Here is a 24490-nt window from a genome sequence, read left to right as displayed (position 1 = left end):
GCCGTGTGCGTATGTTGGACGGCGGTCAGGGCTTGACCGTCACCAGCTCGCTGTGCGAGCGAGTGAGAAGCCCCCACGGGGGCGGAGTCACGAGTTCCGTAACTCCTTTGCGGAACCGGGTCGGCGCAGCCGACCGATGGGCGGTAGCTGCCGTCACCCACGAGGCACCGGGGGTGACGACAGCTGCCGCTCAGCCCTTGGTGAGGATGGAGCGGGCGAAGAACAGGAGGTTCGCCGGCTTCTCCGCGAGGCGACGCATGAAGTAGCCGTACCAGTCGGTTCCGTACGCGGTGTACACGCGCACCCGGTGTCCCTCGGCCGCGAGGCGCAGCTGCTCGTCGCTGCGGATCCCGTACAGCATCTGGAACTCGTACTCATCCAGTTTGCGCCCGGCGCGGCGGGCGAGCTCCTGGCTGACGGCGATGAGGCGCGGATCGTGGGACCCGATCATCGGGTAGCCCTCGCCCTCCATCAGGATCTTCAGGATGCGGACGTACGCCTTGTCGATCTCGGCCTTGTCCTGGAACGCGACCTCGGCGGGCTCCTTGTAGGCGCCCTTGACGATGCGGACGCGGCTGCCGTTCGCGGCGAGGCGGCGGGCGTCGTCCTCGGTGCGGAACAGGTAGGCCTGGATCACGCAGCCGGTCTGCGGGAAGTCGCGGCGCAGCTCCTGGTGGATGGCGAACATCGAGTCGAGGGTGGTGTGGTCCTCGGCGTCCAGGGTGACCGTGGTGCCGATCGCGGCGGCGGCCTCGACGACCGGGCGGACGTTGGCGAGCGCCAGCTCGTGGCCCCCCTCCAGCGACTGGCCGAACATCGACAGCTTCACCGACATCTCGGCCTTCGCGCCCAGGCCGAGGGCCTTGAGGTGCTTGATCAGCTCCAGGTAGGCGTCGCGCGCGGCGGTGGCCTGCTCGCGGGTGGTGATGTCCTCGCCGACAACGTCGAGGGTGACCTCGAGCCCCTTGTCGATGGTGTCCTCGACGATCGGGATCACCTGGCCGACCGTCTCACCGGCGATGAACCGGGCGACGACCTGCTTCGTCCCCGGGGCGGCCGACACGAAACGGCGCATCTTGTCGCTGCGGGACGCGGCGAGGATCACGGGACCCAGCACGGGGCACCTCCACGGAACAGGGGTTGAAGGAGGCCGAAACCGAACGAACCGGGAACGGCGCGGAGAACCACCGTGAAACCTAGATACCGCTCCGATCGTCGGCCATCGACAGCTGTCACGCATCCGTGGCTTCCTCTTCAGACATCTGTCTGAAGAGCCCGTCCAACCGGTGCGAGAATGTCCGCGTGAAGGGCGATTACGGCGATTACCAAGAGCTGGTGGACGAGATCTCCGCGCTGCTGGGCGCCCCGGCGACGCTGGAGAACCGGGACTTCGGACTGATCGCCTTCGGGGCCCACGACAGCGATGACGACACCGCCATGGACCCGGTGCGTACGCGCTCGATCCTGACGCGGAAGTCCACCCCGGCGGTACGCGCCTGGTTCGAGGGCTTCGGCATCGCCCGCGCGACCGGCCCGGTCCGGATCCCGGCCGCCCCGGAGGCCGGAGTCTTCCGCGACCGCCTCTGCCTTCCGGTACGCCATCACGGGATCGTCCTCGGCTACGTCTGGCTGCTCGACGCGGAACCCGGCCCCACCCCGGACCAGCTGGCCGCGGCGATGGAGGTGGCGGCCCGGATCGGCGGCCTGCTCGCCGACGAGGAGCGGGCGGGCGCGGACGTGTCCCGCGAGCTGCGGGCGGTGCTGACGGCCGAACGGGGGTGGCAGTACGACATGGCGCTCGCGGCTCTGCGTACGGCCCTGGGGCCGAGCGCGGCGGACGGGCTGCACACGCTCCTGTGCCTGGCGCCCTGGCCGTCCGCGGACGCCCCTTCGGCACGTACGGTCCCGGGGGCGGCGGCGCTGTGCACGGTACCGTGGGCGGGGCCGTCCGCCGAGGCGCACGGGCACGCCGCCGCGCCCGGGGACCAGAGCCGGAACGGCGCCCACGCGCTCGCCGTGCTCGTACGGCTCCGGACGGCCGACTCCCTCACCCCCGCGCACTCCGCCGCAACCCGGCTGGGCGCCCCGGCCTCGGGCATCGCGCTCCCCCGCCGGGGCATCGGCGAGCTGAACCACTCCTGGCGGGAGGCCGGGGCCGCGGCCCGCGCCGCCATCGCCGATCCCGGGCTCGGCCCGGTGGCCGACTGGTCCGGGATCGGCCCCTACCGCCTGCTGACCGAGCTCGACCAGGCCCTGGCACCCGACCCGGCGGTCCGCGCCCTGCTCGCCCCCGCCCACGCGGAGCTGGCGCGCACGGCCGAGGTCTTCCTGGACAGCGCGGGCCAGGCCGGGCGCAGCGCGGCGGCGCTGGGTATCCACCGCCAGACGCTCTACTACCGCCTCTCGCGGGTGGAACAGCTCACGGGCCTGGACCTGGACGACGGCGAGGACCGCCTCCTGCTCCACATGGCCCTCAAGGCGGCCCGGCTGCGGTAACCGCTCCGCGGCCTTGCGGCCCCGGGCGGTGGCCCGGCCGGGGCTCCGCGGCACCGGCTCGCGGCCCGGCGGCGCGCTGGGCGGTCGTACGCGTCAGCCCTTCTCCCCCATGATCACCTTCAGGCCCTCGGTGAGGTCCTTCGCGGACGGCGCCGTCTCCGGGTCGACCATCCACTGGATCATCACCCCGGCCACCAGCGCCTGGAGGAGCAGGCCGGCCGCGCGGGCCTGCTCCGGGTCGGCCTCGGGGTCCAGGCCGAGGAACGCCTCCGCCATGCCGAGCCGGCCTTCCCGCTGCGGCTCCTTGATCGCCTCGCGGAGCACCTCGTCGTCGTCGAGGCGGGTGACGACCTCCAGCTGCAGCTTCCAGACCTTGCGGCTCTCCTCGAAGGCGGCGATCACCTTCTCCCACATGCCCTCGAAGCGGGCGTACGGATCGGCCGCGTCGACCGGGTCCGAGGTCCCGGCCGGTCCGACGGCCTGGCCCCACTCCTCGGTCAGCGCCAGGAAGGCCTGCTGGAGCAGGGCGTCCTTCGAGCCGTAGTGGTAGCCGATGGAGGCCAGGTTCGTGCCGGACGCGGCCACGATGTCGCGGGCGGTCGTACGGCCGTACCCCTTGTCCAGCAGGCAGCGCTTGGCGCCTTCGAGCAGATCTTCGCGGTGTCCCATGAACGCAGCGTACCCGGCCCCTAGACGCTTGTGTAATACGCGCGTCTAGGAACCGGGTACGTCAGACCCGTGCGGATCAGGCGATCAGGTTCACCGAGCGGGCCGAGGTGGCGCCGATCTCCTCGGCGATCTCGTTCAGCACCGGCTGCGGAACGGTGTCGTCGACGGTCAGGACGACGACCGCCTCGCCGCCCTCCGACTGGCGCGAGACCTGCATGCCGGCGATGTTCAGCCCGGCCTCGCCGAGGATGCGGCCGACCGTGCCGACGACGCCCGGACGGTCCTCGTAACGCAGCACGAGCATGTGGTCGGCGAGCGCCAGGTCCACGTCGTAGTCGCCGACGGCGACGATCTTCTGGAGGTGCTTGGGGCCGGCCAGCGTGCCGGAGACCGCGACCTCCTCGCCGTTCGCGAGCGTGCCGCGCACGGTGACCACATTGCGGTGGTCCGGGGACTCGGAGCTCGTGGTGAGGCGGACCTCGACACCGCGCTCCTGCGCGAACAGCGGCGCGTTCACGTACGACACGGTCTCGTCGACCACGTCCTCGAACACGCCCTTCAGCGCGGACAGTTCGAGCACCTTCACGTCGTGCTGGGTGATCTCGCCGTACACCTCGACATCGAGGCGGACCGCGACCTCGCCCGCCAGCGCGGTGAAGATCCGGCCGAGCTTCTCGGCCAGCGGCAGACCCGGGCGCACGTCCTCGGCGATGACACCGCCCTGGACGTTGACCGCGTCCGGCACGAGCTCACCGGCGAGCGCGAGGCGCACGGACTTGGCGACCGAGATGCCCGCCTTCTCCTGCGCCTCGTCCGTGGACGCGCCGAGGTGCGGGGTGCAGACGACCTGGTCGAACTGGAACAGCGGGGAGTCCGTGCAGGGCTCCTTCGCGTACACGTCGAGGCCCGCGCCGGCGACCCGGCCCTCCTTGAGCGCGGAGGCCAGCGCCTCCTCGTCCACGATGCCGCCGCGCGCGGCGTTGACGATGCGGACGGTCGGCTTGACCTTGTGCAGCGCCTCGTCGCCGATCAGGCCGAGCGTCTCGGGCGTCTTGGGGAGGTGGACGGTGATGAAGTCGGAGACCTCGAGCAGCTCGTCCAGCGTCAGCAGCTTGACGCCCATCTGCGCGGCACGCGCGGGCTGTACGTAGGGGTCGTACGCGACGATCTTCATGCCGAAGGCGGACATCCGCTGGGCGACCAGCACGCCGATGCGGCCGAGGCCGACGACGCCGAGCGTCTTCTCGCTGAGCTCGACGCCGGTGTACTTGGAACGCTTCCACTCGCCGTTCTTCAGGGCGGTGTTGGCCTGCGGGATGTTGCGCGCGGTGGCGACGAGCAGACCGCAGGCGAGCTCGGCGGCGGTGACGATGTTGGACGTCGGGGCGTTGACGACCATCACGCCGGCCTTGGTGGCGGCGGAGACGTCCACGTTGTCCAGGCCAACGCCCGCACGGGCGACGACCTTGAGCTTGGGAGCTGCGGCGATGGCCTCGGCGTCGACCTTGGTGGCCGACCGGACGAGGATCGCGTCGACGTCGACGATGGCGGGGAGCAGCTCGGCGCGGTCCGCGCCGTTGCAGTGCCGGATCTCGAAGTCCGGACCGAGCGCGTCGACGGTCGCGGGCGACAGCTCTTCAGCGATGAGTACAACGGGTTTACGGGGCGCAGTGCTCACGTGAGTCCTCACTGGTCCAATGCGGACGGCCGTCCCGACGGCCGCAGGCGGTGGAGGGGGCTAGCCGCGTGGAAGACGCACGACGCTGTGGGCCTGAACGCGATGTGTTCACCACTGTAGTGGTGTGGGAGGGGTGGTTTTCCGCCTTGGCGGAACTATCACCCGTCCGGGGTTGGACTAGTTGTCCAACGAAGCGCGGCGGGCCCCGAAGGACCCGCCGCGGTGAGGCTTAGGCCTCCTCGTTGTCGACCCAGCTCATGAGCTTGCGCAGCTCCTTGCCGGTGGTCTCCAGCAGGTGCTCGCTGTCCTGGGTCTTGTACTCGTTGTACTTCTTCAGACCGCCGTGGTACTCGTCCATCCAGTTCTTGGCGAACGTGCCGTCCTGGATCTCGGCGAGGACCTTCTTCATCTCGACCTTGGTCTGGTCCGTGATGACGCGCGGGCCGGTGATGTAGTCGCCCCACTCGGCGGTCTCGGAGACCGACCAGCGCATCTTCTCCAGGCCGCCCTCGTACATGAGGTCCACGATCAGCTTCAGCTCGTGGAGGCACTCGAAGTACGCGATCTCCGGCTGGTAGCCGGCCTCGACCAGGGTCTCGAAGCCCGCCTTGACGAGCGCCGAGGCGCCACCGCAGAGAACGGCCTGCTCACCGAACAGGTCGGTCTCGGTCTCCTCGGTGAAGGTCGTCTTGATGACACCGGCGCGGGTGCCACCGATCGCCTTGGCGTACGAGAGCGCCAGCGCGAAGGCGTTGCCCGTGGCGTCCTGCTCGACGGCGGCGATCGCCGGAACGCCGCGACCCTCCTCGTACTGACGGCGGACCAGGTGACCCGGGCCCTTCGGGGCGACCAGGGCGACGTCGACACCGGCCGGGGGCTTGATGAAGCCGAAGCGGATGTTGAAGCCGTGGGCGAAGAACAGCGCGTCGCCGTCCTTCAGGTTGTCCTTGATGGACGCCTCGTAGACCTCGGCCTGGATCGGGTCCGGGATCAGGATCATGATGACGTCGGCCTCGGCGGCGGCCTCCGACGGCGTCACCACGCGCAGGCCCTGCTCCTCGGCCTTGGCCTTGGACTTGGACCCCTCGTGCAGACCGACGCGGACGTCCACACCGGAGTCACGGAGCGACAGCGCGTGGGCGTGGCCCTGGCTGCCGTAACCGATGACCGCGACCTTGCGGCCCTGGATGATGGACAGGTCGGCGTCGTCGTCGTAGAACAGCTCGGCCACTGGGTTTCTCCTTGTTGAAGGTCTTGCTGGCTTGCTCCCCACCGTACGGCTGGCGGGGATGAGGGGGTTCTCCGGTCTCGCGATACGGTCTCGCGAGACCGGAGGGGGTGCGACCGGAGGGGTCAGGCGCTGCGGTCGAGGGCCCGCAGGCTGCGGTCCGTGATGGACCGCGCGCCACGCCCTATGGCGATCGTGCCGGACTGGACGAGCTCCTTGATGCCGAACTGCTCCAGCATCTTCAGCATCGCGTCGAGCTTGTCACTCGATCCGGTGGCCTCGATGGTGACGGCCTCGGGCGAGACGTCCACGGTCTTGGCGCGGAACAGCTGGACGATCTCGACGATCTGGGAGCGGGTCTCGTTGTCGGCGCGGACCTTGACCAGGACGAGCTCGCGCTGGATCGCGGCGCTGGGCTCCAGCTCGACGATCTTCAGGACGTTGACCAGCTTGTTGAGCTGCTTGGTCACCTGCTCCAGCGGGAGGTCCTCGACATTGACCACGATGGTGATGCGGGAGATGTCGGGGTGCTCGGTGACGCCGACGGCGAGCGAGTCGATGTTGAAGCCGCGGCGCGAGAACAGCGCGGCGATCCTGGCCAGGATACCGGGGGTGTTCTCCACCAGGACGGAGAGCGTGTGCTTGGACATGATTCTTTGCGTCTCTCTCTACTCTCGCTGCTCGCTCAGTCGTCTTCGCTGTCGCCGAAGTCGGGGCGGACCCCGCGCGCGGCCATGACCTCGTCGTTGGAGGTGCCGGCGGCGACCATCGGCCACACCATGGCGTCCTCGTGGACGATGAAGTCGATCACGACGGGACGGTCGTTGATGGCGTTGGCCTCGGCGATGACCTTGTCCAGGTCGGCCGGGTCCTCGCAGCGCAGCGCCACACAGCCCATGGCCTCGGACAGCTTGACGAAGTCCGGGACCCGGGTGCCCTTGCGGGGGGCCTGGCTCGCGCCCAGCTGCGAGCCGGGGACGGCGTGGCCCGTCTCGTCGGCGTGCAGGACGGTGCTGGAGTAGCGCTCGTTGTAGAACAGGGTCTGCCACTGGCGGACCATGCCGAGGGCGCCGTTGTTGATGATCGCGACCTTGATCGGGATGTTGTTCAGCGCGCAGGTGACCAGTTCCTGGTTGGTCATCTGGAAGCAGCCGTCGCCGTCGATCGCCCAGACGGTGCGGTCCGGCATGCCGGCCTTGGCGCCCATGGCGGCCGGGACGGCGTAGCCCATGGTCCCGGCGCCGCCGGAGTTGAGCCAGGTGGCCGGCTTGTCGTAGTCGATGAAGTGGGCGGCCCACATCTGGTGCTGGCCGACACCGGCCGCGTAGATGGTGCCCTCGGGGGCCAGCTGGCCGATGCGCTGGATGACCTGCTGGGGGGCGAGGCTGCCGTCCTCCGGCGTCTCGTAGCCGAGCGGGTAGGTGTCGCGCCAGCGGTTGAGGTCCTGCCACCAGGCGGCGTAGTCGCCCTTGTTGCCTTCGCTGTACTCGGCCTGCACGGCCTGGACCAGGTCGGCGATGACCTCGCGGGCGTCACCGACGATCGGGACGTCGGCGGCGCGGTTCTTGCCGATCTCGGCCGGGTCGATGTCGGCGTGGACGATCTTGGCGTACGGGGCGAAGCTGTCCAGCTTGCCGGTGACGCGGTCGTCGAAACGGGCGCCGAGGGCGACGATCAGGTCGGCCTTCTGCAGCGCGGTGACGGCGGTGACCGCGCCGTGCATGCCCGGCATGCCCACGTGCAGCGGGTGGCTGTCGGGGAACGCTCCCAGCGCCATCAGGGTGGTGGTGACGGGGGCGCCGGTGAGCTCGGCGAGGACCTTGAGCTCGGTGGTGGCGCCGGCCTTGAGGACACCGCCGCCGACGTACAGGACCGGGCGCTTGGCCTGCGTGATCAGCTTGGCGGCTTCACGGATCTGCTTGGCGTGCGGCTTGGTGACCGGGCGGTAGCCGGGCAGGTCGGTCTGCGGCGGCCAGCTGAACGTGGTCTGCGCCTGCAGGGCGTCCTTGGAGATGTCGACGAGAACGGGTCCCGGGCGGCCGGTGGAGGCGATGTGGAAGGCCTCGGCGATCGTCCTCGGGATGTCCTCGGGCTTGGTGACCAGGAAGTTGTGCTTGGTGATCGGCATCGTGATGCCGCAGATGTCCGCCTCCTGGAAGGCGTCCGTGCCGATCGCCTTGCTCGCGACCTGGCCGGTGATCGCGACCAGCGGGACGGAGTCCATGTGCGCGTCGGCGATGGGGGTGACGAGGTTCGTCGCACCCGGCCCCGAGGTGGCCATGCACACGCCGACCTTGCCGGTGGCCTGCGCGTAGCCGGTGGCGGCGTGGCCGGCGCCCTGCTCGTGGCGGACCAGGATGTGGCGGACCCGGGAGGAGTCCATCAGCGGGTCGTACGCCGGGAGGATGGCACCGCCGGGGATGCCGAACACGGTGTCGGCCCCGACTTCCTCGAGCGAACGGATGAGGGACTGCGCGCCCGTGACGTGCTCAACGGTGGCGGCGTTCTGTCCGCCGGTACGGGCTCGCGGCTGCGGATGGTGGGCCCCGGAGGCCTGCTCGGTCATCGGCGTTCTCTTCTCGAAGCTGAGGGTTTTTGCGGGGGTTTGACTAGGTCCAGTGCAACAAAAAACCCCTCGTGCCGGGGAGGCAAGCGAGGGGAGCGCGCCGGTGCGGTCTGCAGAGCCCGTACACGGGACTGCTTCAGCCGACGCGCCTTCCAAGTACGAGAATTCGGGTGCGCATGGCATTGACCCTCCCCCCGGCGCACTACCAGTGTCAAGTGGGTGGGACGGGCGTCTCAGTATTTGAGCGGATCGGGGGACGCCCCGGATGGGCCGGATGGCTCGGCTGTCCCGGGTGCCCCGGTGGGCGCCCGACGACCTCCGGCGCGGCGACGGAAGGACGGCGTACGGGCAGGGCTCCTCCGGTCAGGACCGGCACGGCCCCTCCCCCGGGCACCGGGTATTCACCGTGCACCAGGGCACGACGCAGCCGGTACTCGTCGATCGGTCCCGAGAATGCCAGCCCCTGGCCGTGGGTGCAGCCCATGGCGCGCAGTGCCATCACCTGTTCCGGGGCGTCCACCCCGTCCGCCACCGACTGCATGCCGAGATCGCAGGCGATCCGCAGCAGCCCTGCGGTGATCTTGTGCAGCCGGGCCGATTCCACGACGCCCTCGACGAGCCCGCGGTCGAGCTTCAGCACGTCGACGGGGAGGCGGCGCAGCGCGTTGATCGCGGCGTAACCGCTGCCGAAGCCGTCGAGCGCGATCCGTACGCCCAGCCGGCGCAGTGCCACCAGCCGCTGCTCCAGGTCGTCGAAGGAGATCCGCGGGTCACTTTCGGCCAGTTCGATCACGAGGGACCCGGACGGCAGGCCGTGGCGGGTGAGCAGCGCCTCGATGGAGCCCAGCGGCATGGAGCGGTCCAGCAGCCGGCGGGCGGAGAGCCGGACCGAGACCGGGACCTGGTGGCCGAGCCTGCCGCGCTCGGCGGCCTGCGCGACGGCCTCCTCCAGGAGCCAGCGGCCGAGCTCCGCGGTGCGGTCGCTGTCCTCGGCGACCCGCAGGAACTCGGCGGGCGTGAAGAGGATGCCCTGGGCGGATCTCCAGCGGGCCTGTGCCGCGACGGCGGCGACCCGGCCGCTGGCGAGGTTCACCACGGGCTGGTGGAGGAGGGCGAACTCTCCGTCGTGGAGTGCCGCGCGCAGCCGGGTGGCCAGTTCGGCACGGCGGATGACCTCTGCCTGCATCTGGGGGGCGTACAGCTCGACACGGTCCTTGCCGCCGGCCTTGGCCCGGTACATGGCGAGGTCGGCGTTGCGCAGCAGGTCGCCCGCGCTGATGCCGGGCTCGGCGAAGGCGACGCCGATGGAGGCGGCGACCCGGACCTCGTTGCCCTCCACCCGGTAGGGCTGGGAGAGGGTGAGCCGCAGCCGGTCGGCGATCTCGTGGACCTGGACCTCGCGGGCCGACTGGTCGCGGGTGCCGTCGCCGAGGATGAGGGCCGCGAATTCGTCGCCGCCGAGACGGGCCGCGGTGTCGCCGGCCCGTACGGACTCCTGGAGGCGGCGGGCGGCATGGATCAGCAGCTCGTCCCCGGCCTGGTGGCCCAGGCGGTCGTTCACCCCCTTGAAGCCGTCCAGGTCGATGAAGAGCACGGCGGTCCCCGGGTCGCCCGCCCGGCGGCCGCTGAGCGCCTTTCGGACCCGCTCGGTGAACAGGGCGCGGTTGGGGAGGTCGGTGAGCGGGTCGTGCTCGGCGTTGTGCTGGAGCTGCGCCTGGAGGCGCACCCGCTCGGTGACGTCCCGGCTGTTGAAGATCAGCCCGCCCTGGTGGCGGTTGACCGTGGACTCGACGTTGAGCCACTGGCCGGTGCCGGACCGGAAGCGGCACTCGATACGCGTCGTGGGCTCCTCCGAGGGAGGAGCGGCCAGGAACCGGCGCACTTCGTGGACGACGCGGCCGAGGTCCTCGGGGTGGATGAGGGAGGCGAGCTCCGAGCCGATGAGCTCCTCCGCGTCGCGTCCGTACACTCCGGCGGCCGCCGGGCTGACGTAGCGGAGTATGCCGGTGGGCGCGGCGATCATGATGACGTCGCTGGAGCCCTGCACCAGGGAGCGGAAGTGGTTCTCCTTCTGCGCCAGTTCATGGGTGAGGGCGATGTTGTCGAGCAGCATGATGCCCTGCCGGACGACCAGGGCGAGCACGACCGTGCAGCCGGTGAAGACCACGACGCGGTCGACCCGGCGGTCCTCGATGACGTTGTAGAGGATGCCGAGCGTGCAGACGGCGGCGGCGAGATACGGGGTGAGGGCGGCGAGTGAGCCCGCGATGGGGCGGCTGAACGCGAGGTGGCCCGCGGGGCGGGCGCCGCGCGCGGGCACGGCCGCACCCGGCTCCATCCGGCGCACCCCCCAGGGCGCGTACGCGAGGAGGAGGGAGCCGGCGAACCAGCCGGCGTCCAGGAGCTGTCCCGAGCGGTAGTCGTCCCGCAGCAGCGGGGACGTGAACAGGGCGTCGCACAGGACGGTCAGGGCGAGCGCCGCGATGGCGGTGTTGACCGCGGACCTATGGGCGTTCGACCGCCGGAAGTGCAGCGCGAGCACCATGCTGACCAGCACGATGTCCAGCAGCGGATAGGCGAGGGAGAGTGCCGTCTCGGCCACGCTCTCCCCCTGGAAGTGCGCGTTGTGCGCGAGGGCAAGGCTCCAGGACAGGGTGAGCAGGGAGCCGCCGATCAGCCAGGAGTCCAGCGCGAGGCAGACCCAGCCGGCACGGGTGACGGGGCGCTTGGCGAGGACGAGCAGTCCGACGATCGCGGGCGGCGCGAAGCAGAGGAAGAACAGGTCGGCCAGGGACGGGCTCGGCACGGCGCGGCCGAGCACCACCTCGTACCAGCCCCAGACCGCGTTACCGCACGCGGCCATGGCGGAGGAGACCGCGAACAGGACCCAGGCGGGCCGGAAGCGGGTGCCGCGGGTGCGCGCGAAGAGGAAACACGAGACCGAGGCGAGCAGGGCGGCGAAGCTGAGTCCGAAATCGCCCATGATCAGCGCCAGTTGCTCGGATCCCCAGCCGAAGGCGGCGCCCGCGGCATAGCCCGCACTGGCGAGGGCGAGCAGCACCTGAGGCAGCAGCCCGGTCCCGCCGCCGCCTCCGGAGACCGACGGTCGGGCGATGAGCGCGCCCGGGGCACTCACCGCGCCACCCCTGACAGCGCTTTCGGCCGACTCTGCCCACGGGGGTCGCCGGTCTGCCGACTCTGTCCACAGGGGCCGTCGGTCTGCCGACTCGCCGGACCGGCTTTCGCACGCGGCCGGCCTGTCGGCGGACTCGTCCGGCTCGGCGCCGGTCCGGGCCTCGGAGCGAGCAAGGGTGGTCGGCGGCACTCCCGCCGCGTCGGATCGTTGGTCCATTGGCCGTACATCGCCCGTCGCCCCCCTCGAAGTCAGATCGCTCCGCAGCGTCGCCCTCGTACACGACGCAGCCCCCAAGTTGGGACGATACACCAGTCCCGTCACTCAGGGACATACTCCCTCTACTCAGCGTGACGATCAAATGGATTATCGACACTGGGTGCGATCGGGTGACTCCAAAGAGTGGCGTAAGGGGGGCAGTGGGGCGGCTACCGCGTCGTGAGGACCACGTTGCGCAGGGGCTCTGCCGCCGCGAATCGGGTGATCTGTCCGGCCAGCAGGCGCTTGGCGCGGGGCAGGAACGCCGAACTGGAGCCGCCCACATGAGGGCTGATCAGTACGCCCGGGGCATGCCAGAGGGGGTGCCCGGCGGGCAGCGGCTCGGGGTCGGTGACGTCGAGTGCCGCGGCGATCCGGCCGCTCTCGGCCTCGGCCAGCAGCGCCTTGGTGTCGACGACGGGACCGCGCGCGACATTCACCAGCAGGGCGCCGTCCTTCATCCGCGCCAGGAAGCCGGCGTTCGCCAGATGGTGGGTGGCCTCGGTGAGCGGCGTGGAGAGGATGACCACATCGGCTTCGGGGAGCAGCGCGGGAAGGTCGCCGAGTGCGTGCACCTCGCCGCGCTCGGCCGTACGGGCGGAGCGCGCGACGCGCACCACCCGCGCGCATTCGAAGGGCGCGAGCCGGTCCTCGATGGCGACGCCGATCGAGCCGTAGCCGACGATGAGCACGGACTTGTCGGCGAGCGCCGGATAGAAACCGCCCCGCCACTCCTCCTGCCGCTGGCCTTCCACGAAGCGGGGAATGCCGCGCAGGGAGGCGAGGATCAGAGCGAGCGTGAGCTCGGCGGTGCTCGCCTCGTGGACACCCTTCGCGTTGCACAGGCGTACGCCCGCGCGCAGCGAACCGAGGCCCGGCTCGACGTGGTCGATTCCGGCCGTGAGGGTCTGGACGACCTGCACTGACGTCATGGCGGCCAGTGGCCGTGTCGAGACCTCCGTGCCCTTCATGTACGGAACGACGTAGAAGACGCAGTCGGCGGGGTCCGCGGGAAAGTCCGGGCCGCCGTCCCAGTGGCGATAGCTGAGCCCCGACTCGTCGGGAGCGGGGAGGCCCTCGATCTCATCGGCCGAAATGGGAAGCCATACGTCTGTCGCAGTCATGGTCAGGAGGCTATGCGAAACGGGTCCGGAGGCCGACGTACTGTGTCTTCCCGGGGCTGTGACACCAGCGGCTGCCGCCGCGGGCCCCCGGACCCGGCAAGTGAGGACGCAGGTGGAGCGCAGGACAATCGGTGCGGCGGCGCTCGAAGTTGGCGCGATCGGCCTCGGCTGTATGCCGATGAGCTGGGCGTACACCAGTTCGCAGCAGCGTGGCGACCGTTCGCTGCGCACGGTGCACGCGGCCCTGGACGCCGGCGTGAACCTGCTCGACACGGCCGACATGTACGGCCCGTTCACCAATGAGCTGCTGCTGGGCCGGGCGCTGAAGGAGCGTCGGGCGGACGCGTTCGTCTCGACGAAGGTCGGCCTCCTCGTCGGCGATCAGCACATCGTCGCCAACGGACGGCCGGGGTACGTGCGGCGGGCGTGCGACGCGTCGCTGCGCAGGCTGGGCACCGATGTGATCGATCTGTACCAGCTCCACCGCGCGGACCCGGAGGTTCCGGTGGAGGAGACCTGGGGCGCGATGGCGGAGCTCGTGTCGGCGGGGAAGGTACGGGCGCTGGGGCTGTGCGCGGTGGGCGCTCGGGCATCGCGCAGACCGGGCGCGGGACTGCATGAAGGAACGATCCGCCAGCTGGAGCGGGTGCAGCAGGTCTTCCCGGTGAGCGCGGTCGAGGCGGAGCTCTCGGTGTGGTCGCCGGAGGCGCTGGAGGGGCTGCTGCCGTGGTGCGAGGCGCGCGGCGTGGGCTTCCTCGCGGCGATGCCGCTGGGCAACGGCTTCCTGACCGGCACGATGACCCCGGGCGAGGGCTTCGAGCCGGACGACCCGCGTGCGCGCCACCCCCGCTTCACGGCCGAGATGATGGCCGCGAACCAGCCCCTGGTGGCCGGCCTGCGCCGAGTCGCGGAGCGCCACGGCCCGGCCACGACCCCGGCGCAGGTGTCTCTCGCGTGGGTACGGGCACAGGGCCGCCACGTGGTCCCGATCCCAGGGACGAAGCGGGAACGGTGGGCCGTGGAGAACGCGGCGGCCGCGGGCCTGGACCTCACCCCGCGTGACCTGTCCGAGATCGCGTCCCTGCCGAAGGCGAGGGGGTCCTGGGACTAGCAGCTGCCCCGTCCCCCGACCCGGCCGGATCAGTGAGCGGAGCCGCACATCGACACTGCGGGAAGGGGCGGGGCGGGGAGAGGCCCGCTGCAGGCGCCCATGGCCTCCCCGCCGCAGGGGCGACGGGCGCGAAGTCGTCCGCGGAGATCGGGAACCTGGGAACCGGCAGCGGTGTATGAACAATAAGACGTGCGGCTTTCGCAGCTCACGCAGCCCACTCCCCCGGCGAAGGGACAAAGAACCGTGCATCGTCCAGCTGTGACGGCCATGCTGGCCGCCGCCGCGCTGCTCCTGACCGCCGGATGTTCCGCCGACGGCGGTCAGCAGGCCGCCGGCGGCAAAGCCACGCCCACGAGCTCGGGCCCGGCTCCCTCCCCCTCCGCCCCGGTCGCCACGACGCCTCCTCCCGGCCCTCCGGCGAAGGGCTCGGTGAAGGTGGCGGCCACCCTGACCAAGGATCTGAAGTCGCCGTGGGGGCTCGCCGAGCTGCCCGACGGCGATCTGCTGGTGTCGTCGCGCGACGAGGGGACGATCACCCGTATCGACGGGCGCAGCGGCGCCAAGACCGAGATAGGGGCCGTCCCCGGCGTCGCGCCGGCAGGCGAAGGCGGCCTGATGGGCCTCGCCGTGTCCCCGTCCTTCGCCTCGGACCAGCTGATCTACGCGTACTTCACGACGGAGTCGGACAACCGCATCGCCCGCATGCTCTACGACGAGGAGAAGCCGGCCGGGCAGCAGCTCGGCGCACCCGACACGGTCCTGCGGGGCATCCCCAAGGGCATCGTCCACAATGGTGGCCGGATCGCGTTCGGCCCGGACAAAATGCTGTACGCGGGCACGGGCGAGACGGGCGACACGGGTCTCGCACAGGACAAGGAGTCGCTCGGCGGCAAAATCCTCCGGATGACGCCGGACGGGCAGCCGGTGCACGGCAACCCGTCGGCGGACTCGGTGATCTATTCGTACGGCCATCGCAATGTCCAGGGCCTCGCCTGGGACTCCGAGAAGCGGCTCTGGGCCGCAGAGTTCGGGCAGAAGACCTGGGACGAGCTCAATCTCATCGAGGCCGGCAAGAACTACGGCTGGCCCGAGGTGGAGGGCAAGGGTGCCCGGTCCGGCTTCGTGGACCCGGTGGCGCAGTGGCGGACGGACGATGCGTCGCCGAGCGGCATCGCCTATGCCAAGGGGTCGATCTGGATGGCCGGCCTGAAGGGCGAGCGTCTGTGGCGCATTCCGCTGGCCGGTGCGGAACCATCCGCGGAACCGCAGTCGTTCCTCCAGGGTGAGTTCGGCCGCCTGCGTACTGTCCTGCCGGTCGGCGGATCGGCCGGTGGCGGGGGCGGGATATGGCTCGTCACCAGCGAGACGGACACCAGGGGCACACCGGAGCCGGGAGACGACCAGATCCTCCGGCTGGACGTGAACTGAGAGGTGAGCGGCTTGTGTTCAACCTGATCGAGGAACTTTTCGCGCCCGGCCGCAAGCACACCGATGACGAGCGCAATCGTCTGCAACTGACACGGGTGGACACCGGCGACAGCGATCCGGGGCACGGGGAGATAGATCTCGCGTCCGGGAAGGTCGTCATACGCGCCCAGCGCGAGGAGCCACGAGCCTGATACGGCGCGCCCTCACCGGCCCGCGTGCCGGGGCCGGTGAGGCGCGGGAAGGCCGCACGGCCACGGGGTCACGGGGTCACGGGGTCACGGGGCACTGGGTCACTGGGTCACTGGGTCACTGGGTCACTGGGTCACTGGGTCACTGGGTCACTGGGTCAGACGTTCACGGGGAACAGGAGCAGCCGATGGGCGAGGGCCGCCGCCTCGCCTCGGCCGGTCACACCGAGCTTGGCCAGGATGTTGGAGACGTGCACGCTCGCCGTCTTGGGTGAGATGTAGAGCTCCTCGGCGATCTGACGGTTGGTGCGGCCTGCCGCGACCAGTCGCAGGACGTCCTGCTCCCTCGGGGTGAGGCCAAGATCCTCGACGGGGTCGGAGGCCGTCGGCGGTGGGATGTCCTCGGGGGCGGTGAGGCGGATGCGGGCGCGCTGGGCGAGCAGGGTGACCGCGTCGGTGAGCGGCCGGGCGCCCAGCCGTTCGGCGGTCCCGTGGGCCTGGCGCAGGAGCTCGGCCGCCTGTTCCCGCTCGCCCGCGGCCAGCAGCGACTCGGCCGCGCGGTGGCGGATCCGGGCCAGGTCGTAGGGGCGATCCACGGATGCGAAGGCGGTCATGACCGCGGCCCAGGTCTCCGGTATGTCCCGGCCCTCGGCGCGGAGAATCTCGGCGTGCACCCACTGCTCGTATGCGTTCCAGACCGGTACACAGGTCGCGAGCGACTTGGCGGCCTGGCGGATGCGGTCGAGTGCTTCGGCGCGGCCCGCCTCGGCGGCGGGCAGTCCGCGGGTGTCGGCTTCGCCGGTGGCCGCGGCGAGGAGCAGCGGCCAGGCATAGCGCTGTGTGCCGGGCGGGAAGCCGGTGGCCACGGCCTGGTCGAGTGTGGCGCGGGCGTCGAGGATGCGGCCCTCACCCACCGCGATGCCGACCGTGATGCGGGCCATGGGTATGGACTGCTGCGGCATGGAGTCGTGGGTGCCGTAGTGGTCATGGGCGGCGGCGAGCCAGCGGGTGGCCTCGCTGATGTCGCCCCGGCCGAGCGCCAGATAGGCGAGCCGGGCGGCCCCTCCGCCACGCGGCTTGGCGCTCTGCCCACTGCGCTCGGCGTGCCCGGCCGCCTCGGCCGCCTCGTCCCAGCGGCCGAGCGTGTAGAGGGATTCGGACAGATTGCCCCACACCCATGCTTCGGCGTCGAGCAGCCCGTACTTCCTGACCCGCACGAGTCCGTCTTCGAGGATGCCCACGGCCTCCTCGGAGCGGCCGACACCTTCCAGCACCGAGGGGAGATTGATGTGGATGCGTCCCACCGCGAAAGCGAAGCCCAGTTCTATGACGCATTCCTTGACCTCGTGCATCTCGGCGAGGCCGGCCGCGATACTGCCCGCCTCGACCATCAGACCGCCCAGGGTGATCCGGGCGTTCATCTCGATCTCCAGGGCGCCGACCATGCGGGCGTACTCGACGGCGCGTTCGGCGGCGGTCAGCGCGTCAGGGCCGGGTTCGTGCAGCATGGACCAACCGGCAACGATCGAGAGCACCTCGGCGTGAACCTCGGACGGCGGCAGTCCGCGCACCAGGTCCTGCGCCGTGGCGAGCTCCTTCCAGCCGTCGCCACGGCCCAGGCCCTGCACCAGCCGCGAACGCTGGACCCAGAACCAGGCGGCGCGGAGCTGATCCTGCTCCTCCTCCACCAGCCGCAGGGCCCGCTTGGTGATCTTCAGACCACGTTCGCGCTCACCGCTCAGCCGGCCCGCGACCGCCGCTTCGGCCATGAGGTCGATGTAGTGCAGCGGGGTGGTGGCCGGGTCGCAGCCGCATGGCGGGTAGACCTCGGCGTAGTCGGCGGGCCGCAGTTCGGCGCGTACGTCTTCGGGGGCCTGGTCCCACAGCTCCATCGCCCGCTCCAGCAGCCGCAGTTGCTCGGAGTAGGCGTGCCTGCGGCGGGCCTCCACGGAGGCGCGGAGCACTGCGGGAAGGGCCTTGGCCGCGTCGTGGGCGTGGTACCAGTAGGTGGCGAGGCGGGCGGCGCGCTGGTCTGCCGGGACCAGCGTCGGATCGGCCTCCAGGGCCTCGGCGTAGCGGCGGTTGAGGCGGGACCGTTCGCCGGGAAGCAGGTCGTCGCTGACCGCTTCGCGGACCAGCGAATGGCGGAAGCGGTAGCCGTCCCCGTCCGGGGTGGCCAGCAGGATGTTGGCGCCCACGGCAGCGCGCAGTGCCTCGATCAGCTCGTCCTCGCCGAGGCCCACGACGGCGGCGAGCAACGGGTACTCGACGGTGGAGCCGCCTTCGGCAACGACCCGGGCGACCCGCTGGGCGTGTTCGGGCAGTCCTTCGACCCGGACGAGCAGGAGGTCGCGCAGGGAGTCGGTCAGTCCGGTGCAGCAGGAGCCGTCATGGGAGGAGACGGCGAGTTCTTCGACGAAGAAGGCGTTGCCGTCGGAGCGTTCGAAGATGTCGTCGACGAGGGACTGGGCGGGCTCGGTGGCGAGGATTCCGGCCATCTGACGGGCGACCTCGTCGCGGCTGAACCGGGACAGCTCGACGCGTTGGACGGTGCGCAGCCGGTCGAGTTCGGCGAGGAGGGGCCGCAGGGGGTGGCGGCGGTGGATGTCGTCGGCCCGGTACGTGGCGATGACGACGAGGCGGCCACGGCGCAGGGTGCGGAAGAGGTAGGCGAGCAGATGGCGGGTGGAGGCGTCGGCCCAGTGGAGATCCTCCAGCACGACGACGACCGTACGGTCCGCTGCCGTCCGTTCGAGCAGGCGGACGGTGAGCTCGAAGAGCCTGGCCACGCTCTCCTCGTCGTGCCGGCCCTGCTGGCGCGACGTCTCGCCCAGCTCGGGCAGCAGCCTGGCGAGTTCCTCCTCCTGCCCGGCGGCTGCCGCGGCCAGTTCGGCGGGCAGTTGGCGCCGCAGTCCGCGCAGGGCTGCGGAGAACGGCGCGAACGGCAGTCCGTCCGCGCCGATCTCGACACAGCCGCCGACGGTGAAAACGGCCCCCCGGCGGCATGCCTCGTCGCGGAACTCCTCGAGGAGGCGGGTCTTGCCCACTCCGGCCTCGCCGCCGAGGAGGAGCGCCTGCGGCTCTCCCCCGAAGCCTTCGGCCTGCGTAGGGGTCCCCCCTGCACGGGTGAGCGCATCGGTGAGGACGGCCAGTTCACGGGCGCGGCCGACGAATACGGGGCTGACGGACCTGTTCTCCACGGTGCCGAGCATCGCACAGCCGTCCGGTTCAACGGCACCGGATATCGCCATGGCCGTCATGGCGCGGAGCTCAGGCCGCCCGCTCGAACCGGCTGCGGATACTCACCCGCCCCTCGGGGCCGTTCTCGGCTGACCGGCGCTCGGCGCGGCGGGCCCGGCGCACCTGGCGGGCCAGTCGCTCGGTGTCGGCCCGGCGGATCAGCTCGGCCTGGTGCTCCTTGTGGAACTCGTACGGGAACATGTGATTCTCCTGGTGACGAAGTGTCAGCGGCTCGTGCGAGCCTCGCTCTTTGCGATGCCTCAACTCTCGTCTCCCAGGGGGTGGTGCCACATCGGGAGAGTGCCGCATCTTCGCGGCTCGGGGTCCTTAGGCGGCCGGCCCCGGATGGCCGGACCGGCCTAAGGCCCTTCCGGCGGGGCTTAGGGCCTGCCTTTTGGCAGGGCCTGGGTACGGTCGGCGGCGCGTCGTTCGCGCCATTCGGGCGCGAGGACCGACCACACCTCCATGTCGTGCCGCACCCCCTGCCAGGGGAAGCTCTCCCGCAGCACTCCGTCGCGGCTCATGCCGAGCTTCTTGGCGAGGTTGATGGAGCGGTGGTTGGCGGAGGAGGCGAGCCATTCGACGCGGTGCATACCGCGCTCGTCGATCGCCCAGTCGATGAGGTGCCGGACGGCCCGGGTGATCAGTCCGCGGCCGGCCGCGGACGGCTCCAGCCAGACGCCGACCTCGCAGGACTCGGTCTGGGTGTCGAAGATGCGGAAGAGCACGCCGCCGACGAGCGTGCCGTCCAGCCGGACCGCGTAGAGCCGGCCGGTGTCGGAGGCCTGCTTGTCGGCGTAGCTCTGGAGCACGGAGCGGGCCGAGTCGATGTCGGTCACGTTCACGGTGAGCGGGACCCAGGGGCCGGCGTACTCACGTGCCCGCTCGATGTGGGCGAGGAACTCCTCCGCCTGCCAGGGCTCGATGGGCCGCAGCTCGGCGCCGTCGCCCAGGGGTATCGCGAACATGTCGCTCCTTCACGGTGTCTCGGCCTGTCGCGCGAGCGGGCTGTCGTCGCTCACGCGCTGCTCCGGGATCCTCGCACGGGCGCCGGTCCGGCACCCGGGAGTTTCGGCGCCGGTCCGTGGCGGGCGGCGGTGCAGCCACCCGTCGGCGCCGCCCGTCATGTGTGTGCGGGCGGGCACCGGCAGGGTGCGCAGGACGCGGGACCGCACCCCGCGCACCCCGGAGTGTCAGCCGGAGACGCTGGCGTGCCCGTTCTCGATGTGGCCCATCAGGCGTCGGCGGAAGCCGCCTTCCCCGTCTGTGGTGACCTCGACGTCGTACCAGCCGTGCGCGTCGGCGGCCGAGTGGACGACGGTGCGGCTGCGGCCGGGCTTGACCCTGAGCTGCCGGGTCCAGTCGCGCAGGTCCTCCTCGTCGACGTAACCGAGCGGACGGATGGTGAAGGTCACGGTCCGGTCGCCGGTGTTGCGGAGCGTCAGGTGCAGATCGCGGTCATGGTGGTCGATGCGCGAGGTGACCTCGGCGCCGGTCCAGCCGTCGGTGCCCCCGGCCGGGCCCGCGAACTCGCGGCGGAACCCGTTCGGCCCGGTGACCGTGAAGCGGTAGGCGTCTCCGGTAAGGGGCACGCTCCATTGCGCCTTGCCCCTTACGTCCTTGTGCTGGGGGACGGGGAACTCACCGGCGTACGGGTAGAGCGCGAAGTGCGCGCTCGCGCGGCCTGTATTACTCAGGGACAGTGTCACCGCGCCGTCGCCGACGGTGGCGGAGGCGTCCGGCTGGTAGGGCAGGGGGCGCGCCGGCCGGGTGCCGGGCTCCTGGACGGGCATGCTCTGGAGCAGCGGCGGCTGCGGCCGCCAGCGGCCTGTGAAGGGCGGGATGGCGCCGGGCTGCTCGACCTCCGGCTGCGGGCGGCCGCGCCGGAAGTCGAAGGCCGAGGTCAGATCGCCGGTGACGGTTCGCCGCCAGGCGGTGATGTTGGGCTCCTCGATGCCCGTCCACTTCTCCAGGAAGCGGATCACCGAGGTGTGGTCGAAGACCTCGGAGCAGACGTAGCCGCCGACGGTCCACGGCGATACGACCAGCAGCGGGACGCGGATGCCGAGGCCGGTGGGCCGGGACTGCCAGCGCTCCTCGGTGTTGTCGGCGGGCGGGACCGGCGGCGGCACGTGGTCGAAGAAACCGTCGTTCTCGTCGTAGTTGATCAGGACGACGGTGTGCCGCCAGACGTCCGGGTGCGAGCCGAGGGCGTCCAGCACCTTGTAGACGAGCGTGGCGGAGGCGATCGGCGACGAGGAGCCGGGGTGCTCGGAGTCGATCGCGGACGGCACGAGATAGGACACCTCGGGCAGCTCGCCCGCTGCCACGTCGGCGCGGAACTGCTCGGCGAGCGAGCCGGTCTCGCCGCGCCGCAGTCCGCGCTCGAAGAGCGAGCGCTCCTCCTTGGTGAGGGTGGCCACGCCCTCCTCCAGGGCAGCGAGCAGCCGGGTCCGCTCGGCGGCGTCGGTGGTGTCGCGGACCTTGGCGTAGAAGGCCTCCATGTAGGTGAAGCCGCCGGCCTTGGCCAGGGCCTTACGCGCGATCTTCTTGAAGGTCGTGAAGAACTCGACGTTGTTGTCGGTGAAGTTCTCCCACTCCTGATACGTCTTCCAGCTGCGGCCGGCCTTCTCCAGCCGCTCGGCGTACGTCGGCCAGGGGTAGCCGGGATGAGACCCCTCGGCGTAGGCGGCGTTGGTGACGGCGCGGCTGCCGTCGGCCTCGAAGCCGGTCCAGCCGCTCCACAGGTGGTTGCGGTTGGGGCTCGTCGACGTGTGGATCGAGGAGTGGTACGCGTCGCAGATGGTGAACGTATCCGCGAGCTCGTAGTGCAGCGGGATATCACGACGGTCGTAGTACGCCATGGTCGCCGCGGTCTTGGCCGAGACCCAACCGTCCATCCAGCCGTCGCGCCATGCCTTGGCGCCGCCGCCCCAGGAGTGGTCGAGATCGCCTATGTACTGGAGGTCCTTCTTCTGCGTCTCGGCGGCGTCACGCACCGGGAACGGCAGCACGGTGCGCAGCGGGCCGGGCTGTTCGAATACGGGCTTCCCGGAGGGCAGTTCGATGGCGTTACGGTCGCTGAAGCCACGAACACCGCGCAGGGCGCCGAAGTAGTGGTCGAAGGAGCGGTTCTCCTGCATGAGGATGACGACGTGCTTGATCGCCCTGAGACCACCGGCCGGGGGCTCGGCGGCGAGTGCCGTCCGCAGGGACGGCGGAAGCAGGGACCCGGCCGCCGCGGCACCGGCGGCGGCTCCTCCGAGTGCGAACAGCCGTCGCCGTGAGATGTCCGTGGCCAAGTGAACCTCCTGAGTCGCGCGTTACCGCCCGGAAGCTAGTGAGGCGAGATGGCGGAGGAAAGACCCCGGGACGACGGCCGAATGAACGTCCAAGAGGACCGTCGAAGAGTCCAGTCGAGATCGCGCCACTCCTTGACCAAGCGGACGAAGAATTCATGGCAGCGTTGTCAGTGATGCCTGCCACCATGGGCACATGACCAACACGGGGGCATGGAGGAGCATCACTGTCATCACACCCGCGGAAGCGGCCGATCTCGCCGAGCTGTTCCACGGCGAGCCCGAGGAGCACTTCGGCCGCCCACCGATCACGGTCGTGTCGTACGAGCCAGGGGTGACTCCCAGGGCGCGGCGCGAGGCGTTCCGTGAGGTGTACCAAGCGATCGTGGCCAGGGTCGGCGAGCCCACTCTCTACGGCGGTTCGGCGTACGGGCCCAACGTCCGCTGGCGCGACGACAGCCGGCTGGTCCTGCTCGCGGGCGACCGGTTCGGGGCCGCGCTGGCCGTCCACCGCCCCGAGCCGCTGGAGTACGAGGAGCACCGCATCTTCGAGTGGGGCGGCGCCTGGTCGGCCGACGAGCCGCACGACTTCGACCTCCTGCCGTACGTCTGGCAGCTGTACCGGAACGGGCCGGGCAGGCGGCCCCCGGTCCGGGCAGGCGGCCGGACAGCGGCCTCCTGGGACCACCTGGAGTGCGCGCTGGGGCTGATGCTCGCGGCGTGGGCCGAGCAGCTGCCGGTGCAGGTTCCGGGCGAGTGGGCGGGCCTCACGATCCGGTCGAGCCGGGACCGTGGCCGGCAGCTGACCGTCGGGTACAGCCCGGACGAAGGGCTGGGGGTGGCGATCGACGACCGGGACGCGGAGCAGGGGCCGCAGCGGGAGCGGGAGATGCGGGCGCGCGGCTGGCAGACCCGCGACAAGGGCTGGTGGCAGTCGGCCTTCCCGGACACCGAGGCGGGCGCGGCGGCCGCGGCGGCGCGGCTGGCCGTCATGGAGCTGCGGGCCCGCGGGGCGCTCGCTCCGGACGAGCTCATGGCCGATGACGTGGGGGTCAATGACCGCGGCGAGCTATGGCTCCCGGGCCTGGGCATACGGACGTCCTTACCGTCCTGACCAGACCGTCCCGACCGGCCCCGACCGTCCCGACCGGCGTCGACGACGCGGTCCCACCCGCCGACGCACACTCGCTTGTCCGCACGCCCACACGCCCACACGGCCGGCGGTGCCGGGTGCCGGGTGCCGGGGTTAACGTACAACGACCATGGCAATGACTGCCATGCTCGTTGTAATCAGTCGGAGGTTCGCCAGTGACCAGGGAAAACACCACGAAGGGACGTCCGCGCGGCGGTCTCGCGGACAAGCGGCAGGCCATGCTGACGGGCGCTCTCGCGGTCTTCTCACGCGACGGGTACGCGCGTGCGAGCATCGGCGCGATCGCCTCCGAGTCCGAGGTCTCCACCCGCACCATCTACAACCACTTTCAGGACAAGGCCGAGCTGTTCCAGGCCGTCATCCAGGAGAGCGCCACCCGGGTCGCCGAGGGCCAGATCGATCTGATCGACCGCCATCTGGGCAAGGTCACCGACCTGGAGGCGGACCTCATCGCGTACGGACAGGCCTCGGTGCGGCACATGCACACGGACCACCGCCGGCACTTCGCGCTCGTCCGCCAGATCAACGCGGACCTGGAGCACATTCCCCGGCCCGCGATCGACGCCTGGCAGGAGGCCGGACCGCGGCGAGTACGGCGTGCGCTCGTCGACCGACTGCGGCAGCTCGGCGAGCGGGGGCTGCTGCACATGGACGACCCCGAGCGGGCCGCGGCGCACCTCGCCGCACTGATCTCGGTCTCCGACCTCAGCTACCGGACCCTCAACCCGACCGACGAGGAGCTCGACGCGATCGTCGCCGCCGGAGCCAGAGCCTTCCTGTACGGCTACGCCCGCCCCACATCCTGAACGACCCGCCACCGACCCGCCACCGATCCACCGCTGCCCCACCGCTGACCCGCCGCCGACCCGCCAACCCGCCGACGGACCGCGGGACCTAGGCCTCCGGACCGATTTATTAC

18 protein-coding genes are annotated in these 24490 nt (G+C 70.9%); 6 read left to right on the top strand and 12 right to left on the bottom strand.

What is annotated here, in order from left to right:
• Positions 1-190 precede the first annotated feature (190 nt).
• Entirely contained in the window at positions 191-1117 is a 927-nt protein-coding gene (locus ABT342_RS24870; protein ID WP_351577912.1) for a proline dehydrogenase family protein, read from the bottom strand.
• A gap of 185 nt (positions 1118-1302) precedes the next feature.
• On the opposite strand from ABT342_RS24870, the gene ABT342_RS24865 reads away from it, so the two are divergent.
• Positions 1303-2496, top strand: a complete 1194-nt coding sequence (locus ABT342_RS24865; protein WP_351577909.1) for a PucR family transcriptional regulator — start codon at positions 1303-1305, stop codon at positions 2494-2496.
• Positions 2497-2589: 93 nt separating this feature from the next.
• Here ABT342_RS24865 and ABT342_RS24860 read toward each other — a convergent pair whose 3' ends face one another.
• The 7 genes from ABT342_RS24860 to ABT342_RS24830 all read right to left on the bottom strand — a co-directional run bounded on the left by ABT342_RS24860 (position 2590) and on the right by ABT342_RS24830 (position 13152).
• Positions 2590-3165: a TetR/AcrR family transcriptional regulator gene (locus ABT342_RS24860; RefSeq protein ID WP_351577906.1), complete on the bottom strand. Its 576-nt coding sequence runs from the start codon at positions 3163-3165 to the stop codon at positions 2590-2592.
• Positions 3166-3241: 76 nt separating this feature from the next.
• Positions 3242-4843, bottom strand: a complete 1602-nt coding sequence (gene serA, locus ABT342_RS24855; RefSeq protein WP_351577903.1) for a phosphoglycerate dehydrogenase — start codon at positions 4841-4843, stop codon at positions 3242-3244.
• A 229-nt stretch (positions 4844-5072) separates the two neighbouring features.
• Complete coding sequence (ilvC, locus tag ABT342_RS24850) at positions 5073-6074, bottom strand: ketol-acid reductoisomerase (protein WP_351577900.1); 1002 nt, start codon at positions 6072-6074, stop codon at positions 5073-5075.
• Between the two features lie 122 nt (positions 6075-6196).
• Positions 6197-6721: an acetolactate synthase small subunit gene (gene ilvN, locus ABT342_RS24845; RefSeq protein WP_019889675.1), complete on the bottom strand. Its 525-nt coding sequence runs from the start codon at positions 6719-6721 to the stop codon at positions 6197-6199.
• Between the two features lie 35 nt (positions 6722-6756).
• On the bottom strand, positions 6757-8637 hold the full coding sequence (locus ABT342_RS24840) for an acetolactate synthase large subunit (protein WP_351577896.1): 1881 nt from the start codon (positions 8635-8637) through the stop codon (positions 6757-6759).
• A 211-nt stretch (positions 8638-8848) separates the two neighbouring features.
• Positions 8849-11773, bottom strand: coding sequence for a putative bifunctional diguanylate cyclase/phosphodiesterase (locus ABT342_RS24835; RefSeq protein ID WP_351577893.1), 2925 nt, complete (start codon positions 11771-11773; stop codon positions 8849-8851).
• A gap of 425 nt (positions 11774-12198) precedes the next feature.
• Positions 12199-13152 (bottom strand): 2-hydroxyacid dehydrogenase, encoded by a 954-nt coding sequence (locus ABT342_RS24830; protein WP_351577891.1) that lies wholly within the window; start codon positions 13150-13152, stop codon positions 12199-12201.
• A 112-nt stretch (positions 13153-13264) separates the two neighbouring features.
• Here ABT342_RS24830 and ABT342_RS24825 point away from each other — a divergent pair, with 112 nt between their 5' ends.
• The 3 genes from ABT342_RS24825 to ABT342_RS24815 all read left to right on the top strand — a co-directional run bounded on the left by ABT342_RS24825 (position 13265) and on the right by ABT342_RS24815 (position 15882).
• Positions 13265-14263 carry an aldo/keto reductase gene (locus ABT342_RS24825; RefSeq protein WP_351577888.1) on the top strand — a complete coding sequence of 333 codons (999 nt, stop codon included), beginning with the start codon at positions 13265-13267 and terminating at the stop codon, positions 14261-14263.
• Between the two features lie 258 nt (positions 14264-14521).
• Positions 14522-15691 carry a PQQ-dependent sugar dehydrogenase gene (locus tag ABT342_RS24820; RefSeq protein ID WP_502965607.1) on the top strand — a complete coding sequence of 390 codons (1170 nt, stop codon included), beginning with the start codon at positions 14522-14524 and terminating at the stop codon, positions 15689-15691.
• Between the two features lie 14 nt (positions 15692-15705).
• Positions 15706-15882: a DUF6191 domain-containing protein gene (locus ABT342_RS24815; RefSeq protein WP_351577886.1), complete on the top strand. Its 177-nt coding sequence runs from the start codon at positions 15706-15708 to the stop codon at positions 15880-15882.
• A 155-nt stretch (positions 15883-16037) separates the two neighbouring features.
• Here ABT342_RS24815 and ABT342_RS24810 read toward each other — a convergent pair whose 3' ends face one another.
• The 4 genes from ABT342_RS24810 to ABT342_RS24795 form a co-directional block, all read right to left on the bottom strand.
• Positions 16038-19130: a helix-turn-helix transcriptional regulator gene (locus tag ABT342_RS24810; RefSeq protein ID WP_351577884.1), complete on the bottom strand. Its 3093-nt coding sequence runs from the start codon at positions 19128-19130 to the stop codon at positions 16038-16040.
• 19 nt (positions 19131-19149) lie between these two features.
• Positions 19150-19320, bottom strand: coding sequence for a hypothetical protein (locus tag ABT342_RS24805; RefSeq protein ID WP_351577881.1), 171 nt, complete (start codon positions 19318-19320; stop codon positions 19150-19152).
• 179 nt (positions 19321-19499) lie between these two features.
• Positions 19500-20087 (bottom strand): GNAT family N-acetyltransferase, encoded by a 588-nt coding sequence (locus tag ABT342_RS24800; protein WP_351577878.1) that lies wholly within the window; start codon positions 20085-20087, stop codon positions 19500-19502.
• A gap of 225 nt (positions 20088-20312) precedes the next feature.
• On the bottom strand, positions 20313-22421 hold the full coding sequence (locus tag ABT342_RS24795; RefSeq protein ID WP_351577876.1) for a phosphocholine-specific phospholipase C: 2109 nt from the start codon (positions 22419-22421) through the stop codon (positions 20313-20315).
• Positions 22422-22614: 193 nt separating this feature from the next.
• Between ABT342_RS24795 and ABT342_RS24790 the strand changes: the two genes are divergently transcribed.
• Complete coding sequence (locus tag ABT342_RS24790) at positions 22615-23532, top strand: hypothetical protein (protein WP_351577874.1); 918 nt, start codon at positions 22615-22617, stop codon at positions 23530-23532.
• Between the two features lie 194 nt (positions 23533-23726).
• Positions 23727-24377, top strand: coding sequence for a TetR/AcrR family transcriptional regulator (locus ABT342_RS24785; protein WP_351577872.1), 651 nt, complete (start codon positions 23727-23729; stop codon positions 24375-24377).
• The last annotated feature ends 113 nt before the right edge of the window (positions 24378-24490 follow it).

Origin of the sequence: Streptomyces sp. NPDC000410 (assembly GCF_040300305.1) — a bacterium.
Taxonomy (GTDB): domain Bacteria; phylum Actinomycetota; class Actinomycetes; order Streptomycetales; family Streptomycetaceae; genus Streptomyces.
The sequence above is the reverse complement of the archived record's forward strand: the minus strand, read 5'-3'. Positions and strand labels throughout refer to the sequence as shown.

Excerpts from the sequence above, each read along its gene's own strand:
- ilvN (WP_019889675.1), bottom strand. The coding sequence starts at position 6,721 with ATGTCCAAGCACACGCTCTCCGTCCTGGTGGAGAACACCCCCGGTATC.
- ABT342_RS24810 (WP_351577884.1), bottom strand. The coding sequence starts at position 19,130 with ATGGCGATATCCGGTGCCGTTGAACCGGACGGCTGTGCGATGCTCGGC.
- ABT342_RS24800 (WP_351577878.1), bottom strand. The coding sequence starts at position 20,087 with ATGTTCGCGATACCCCTGGGCGACGGCGCCGAGCTGCGGCCCATCGAG.
- ABT342_RS24790 (WP_351577874.1), top strand. The coding sequence starts at position 22,615 with ATGACCAACACGGGGGCATGGAGGAGCATCACTGTCATCACACCCGCG.
- ABT342_RS24805 (WP_351577881.1), bottom strand. The coding sequence starts at position 19,320 with ATGTTCCCGTACGAGTTCCACAAGGAGCACCAGGCCGAGCTGATCCGC.
- ABT342_RS24830 (WP_351577891.1), bottom strand. The coding sequence starts at position 13,152 with ATGACTGCGACAGACGTATGGCTTCCCATTTCGGCCGATGAGATCGAG.
- ABT342_RS24860 (WP_351577906.1), bottom strand. The coding sequence starts at position 3,165 with ATGGGACACCGCGAAGATCTGCTCGAAGGCGCCAAGCGCTGCCTGCTG.
- ABT342_RS24840 (WP_351577896.1), bottom strand. The coding sequence starts at position 8,637 with ATGACCGAGCAGGCCTCCGGGGCCCACCATCCGCAGCCGCGAGCCCGT.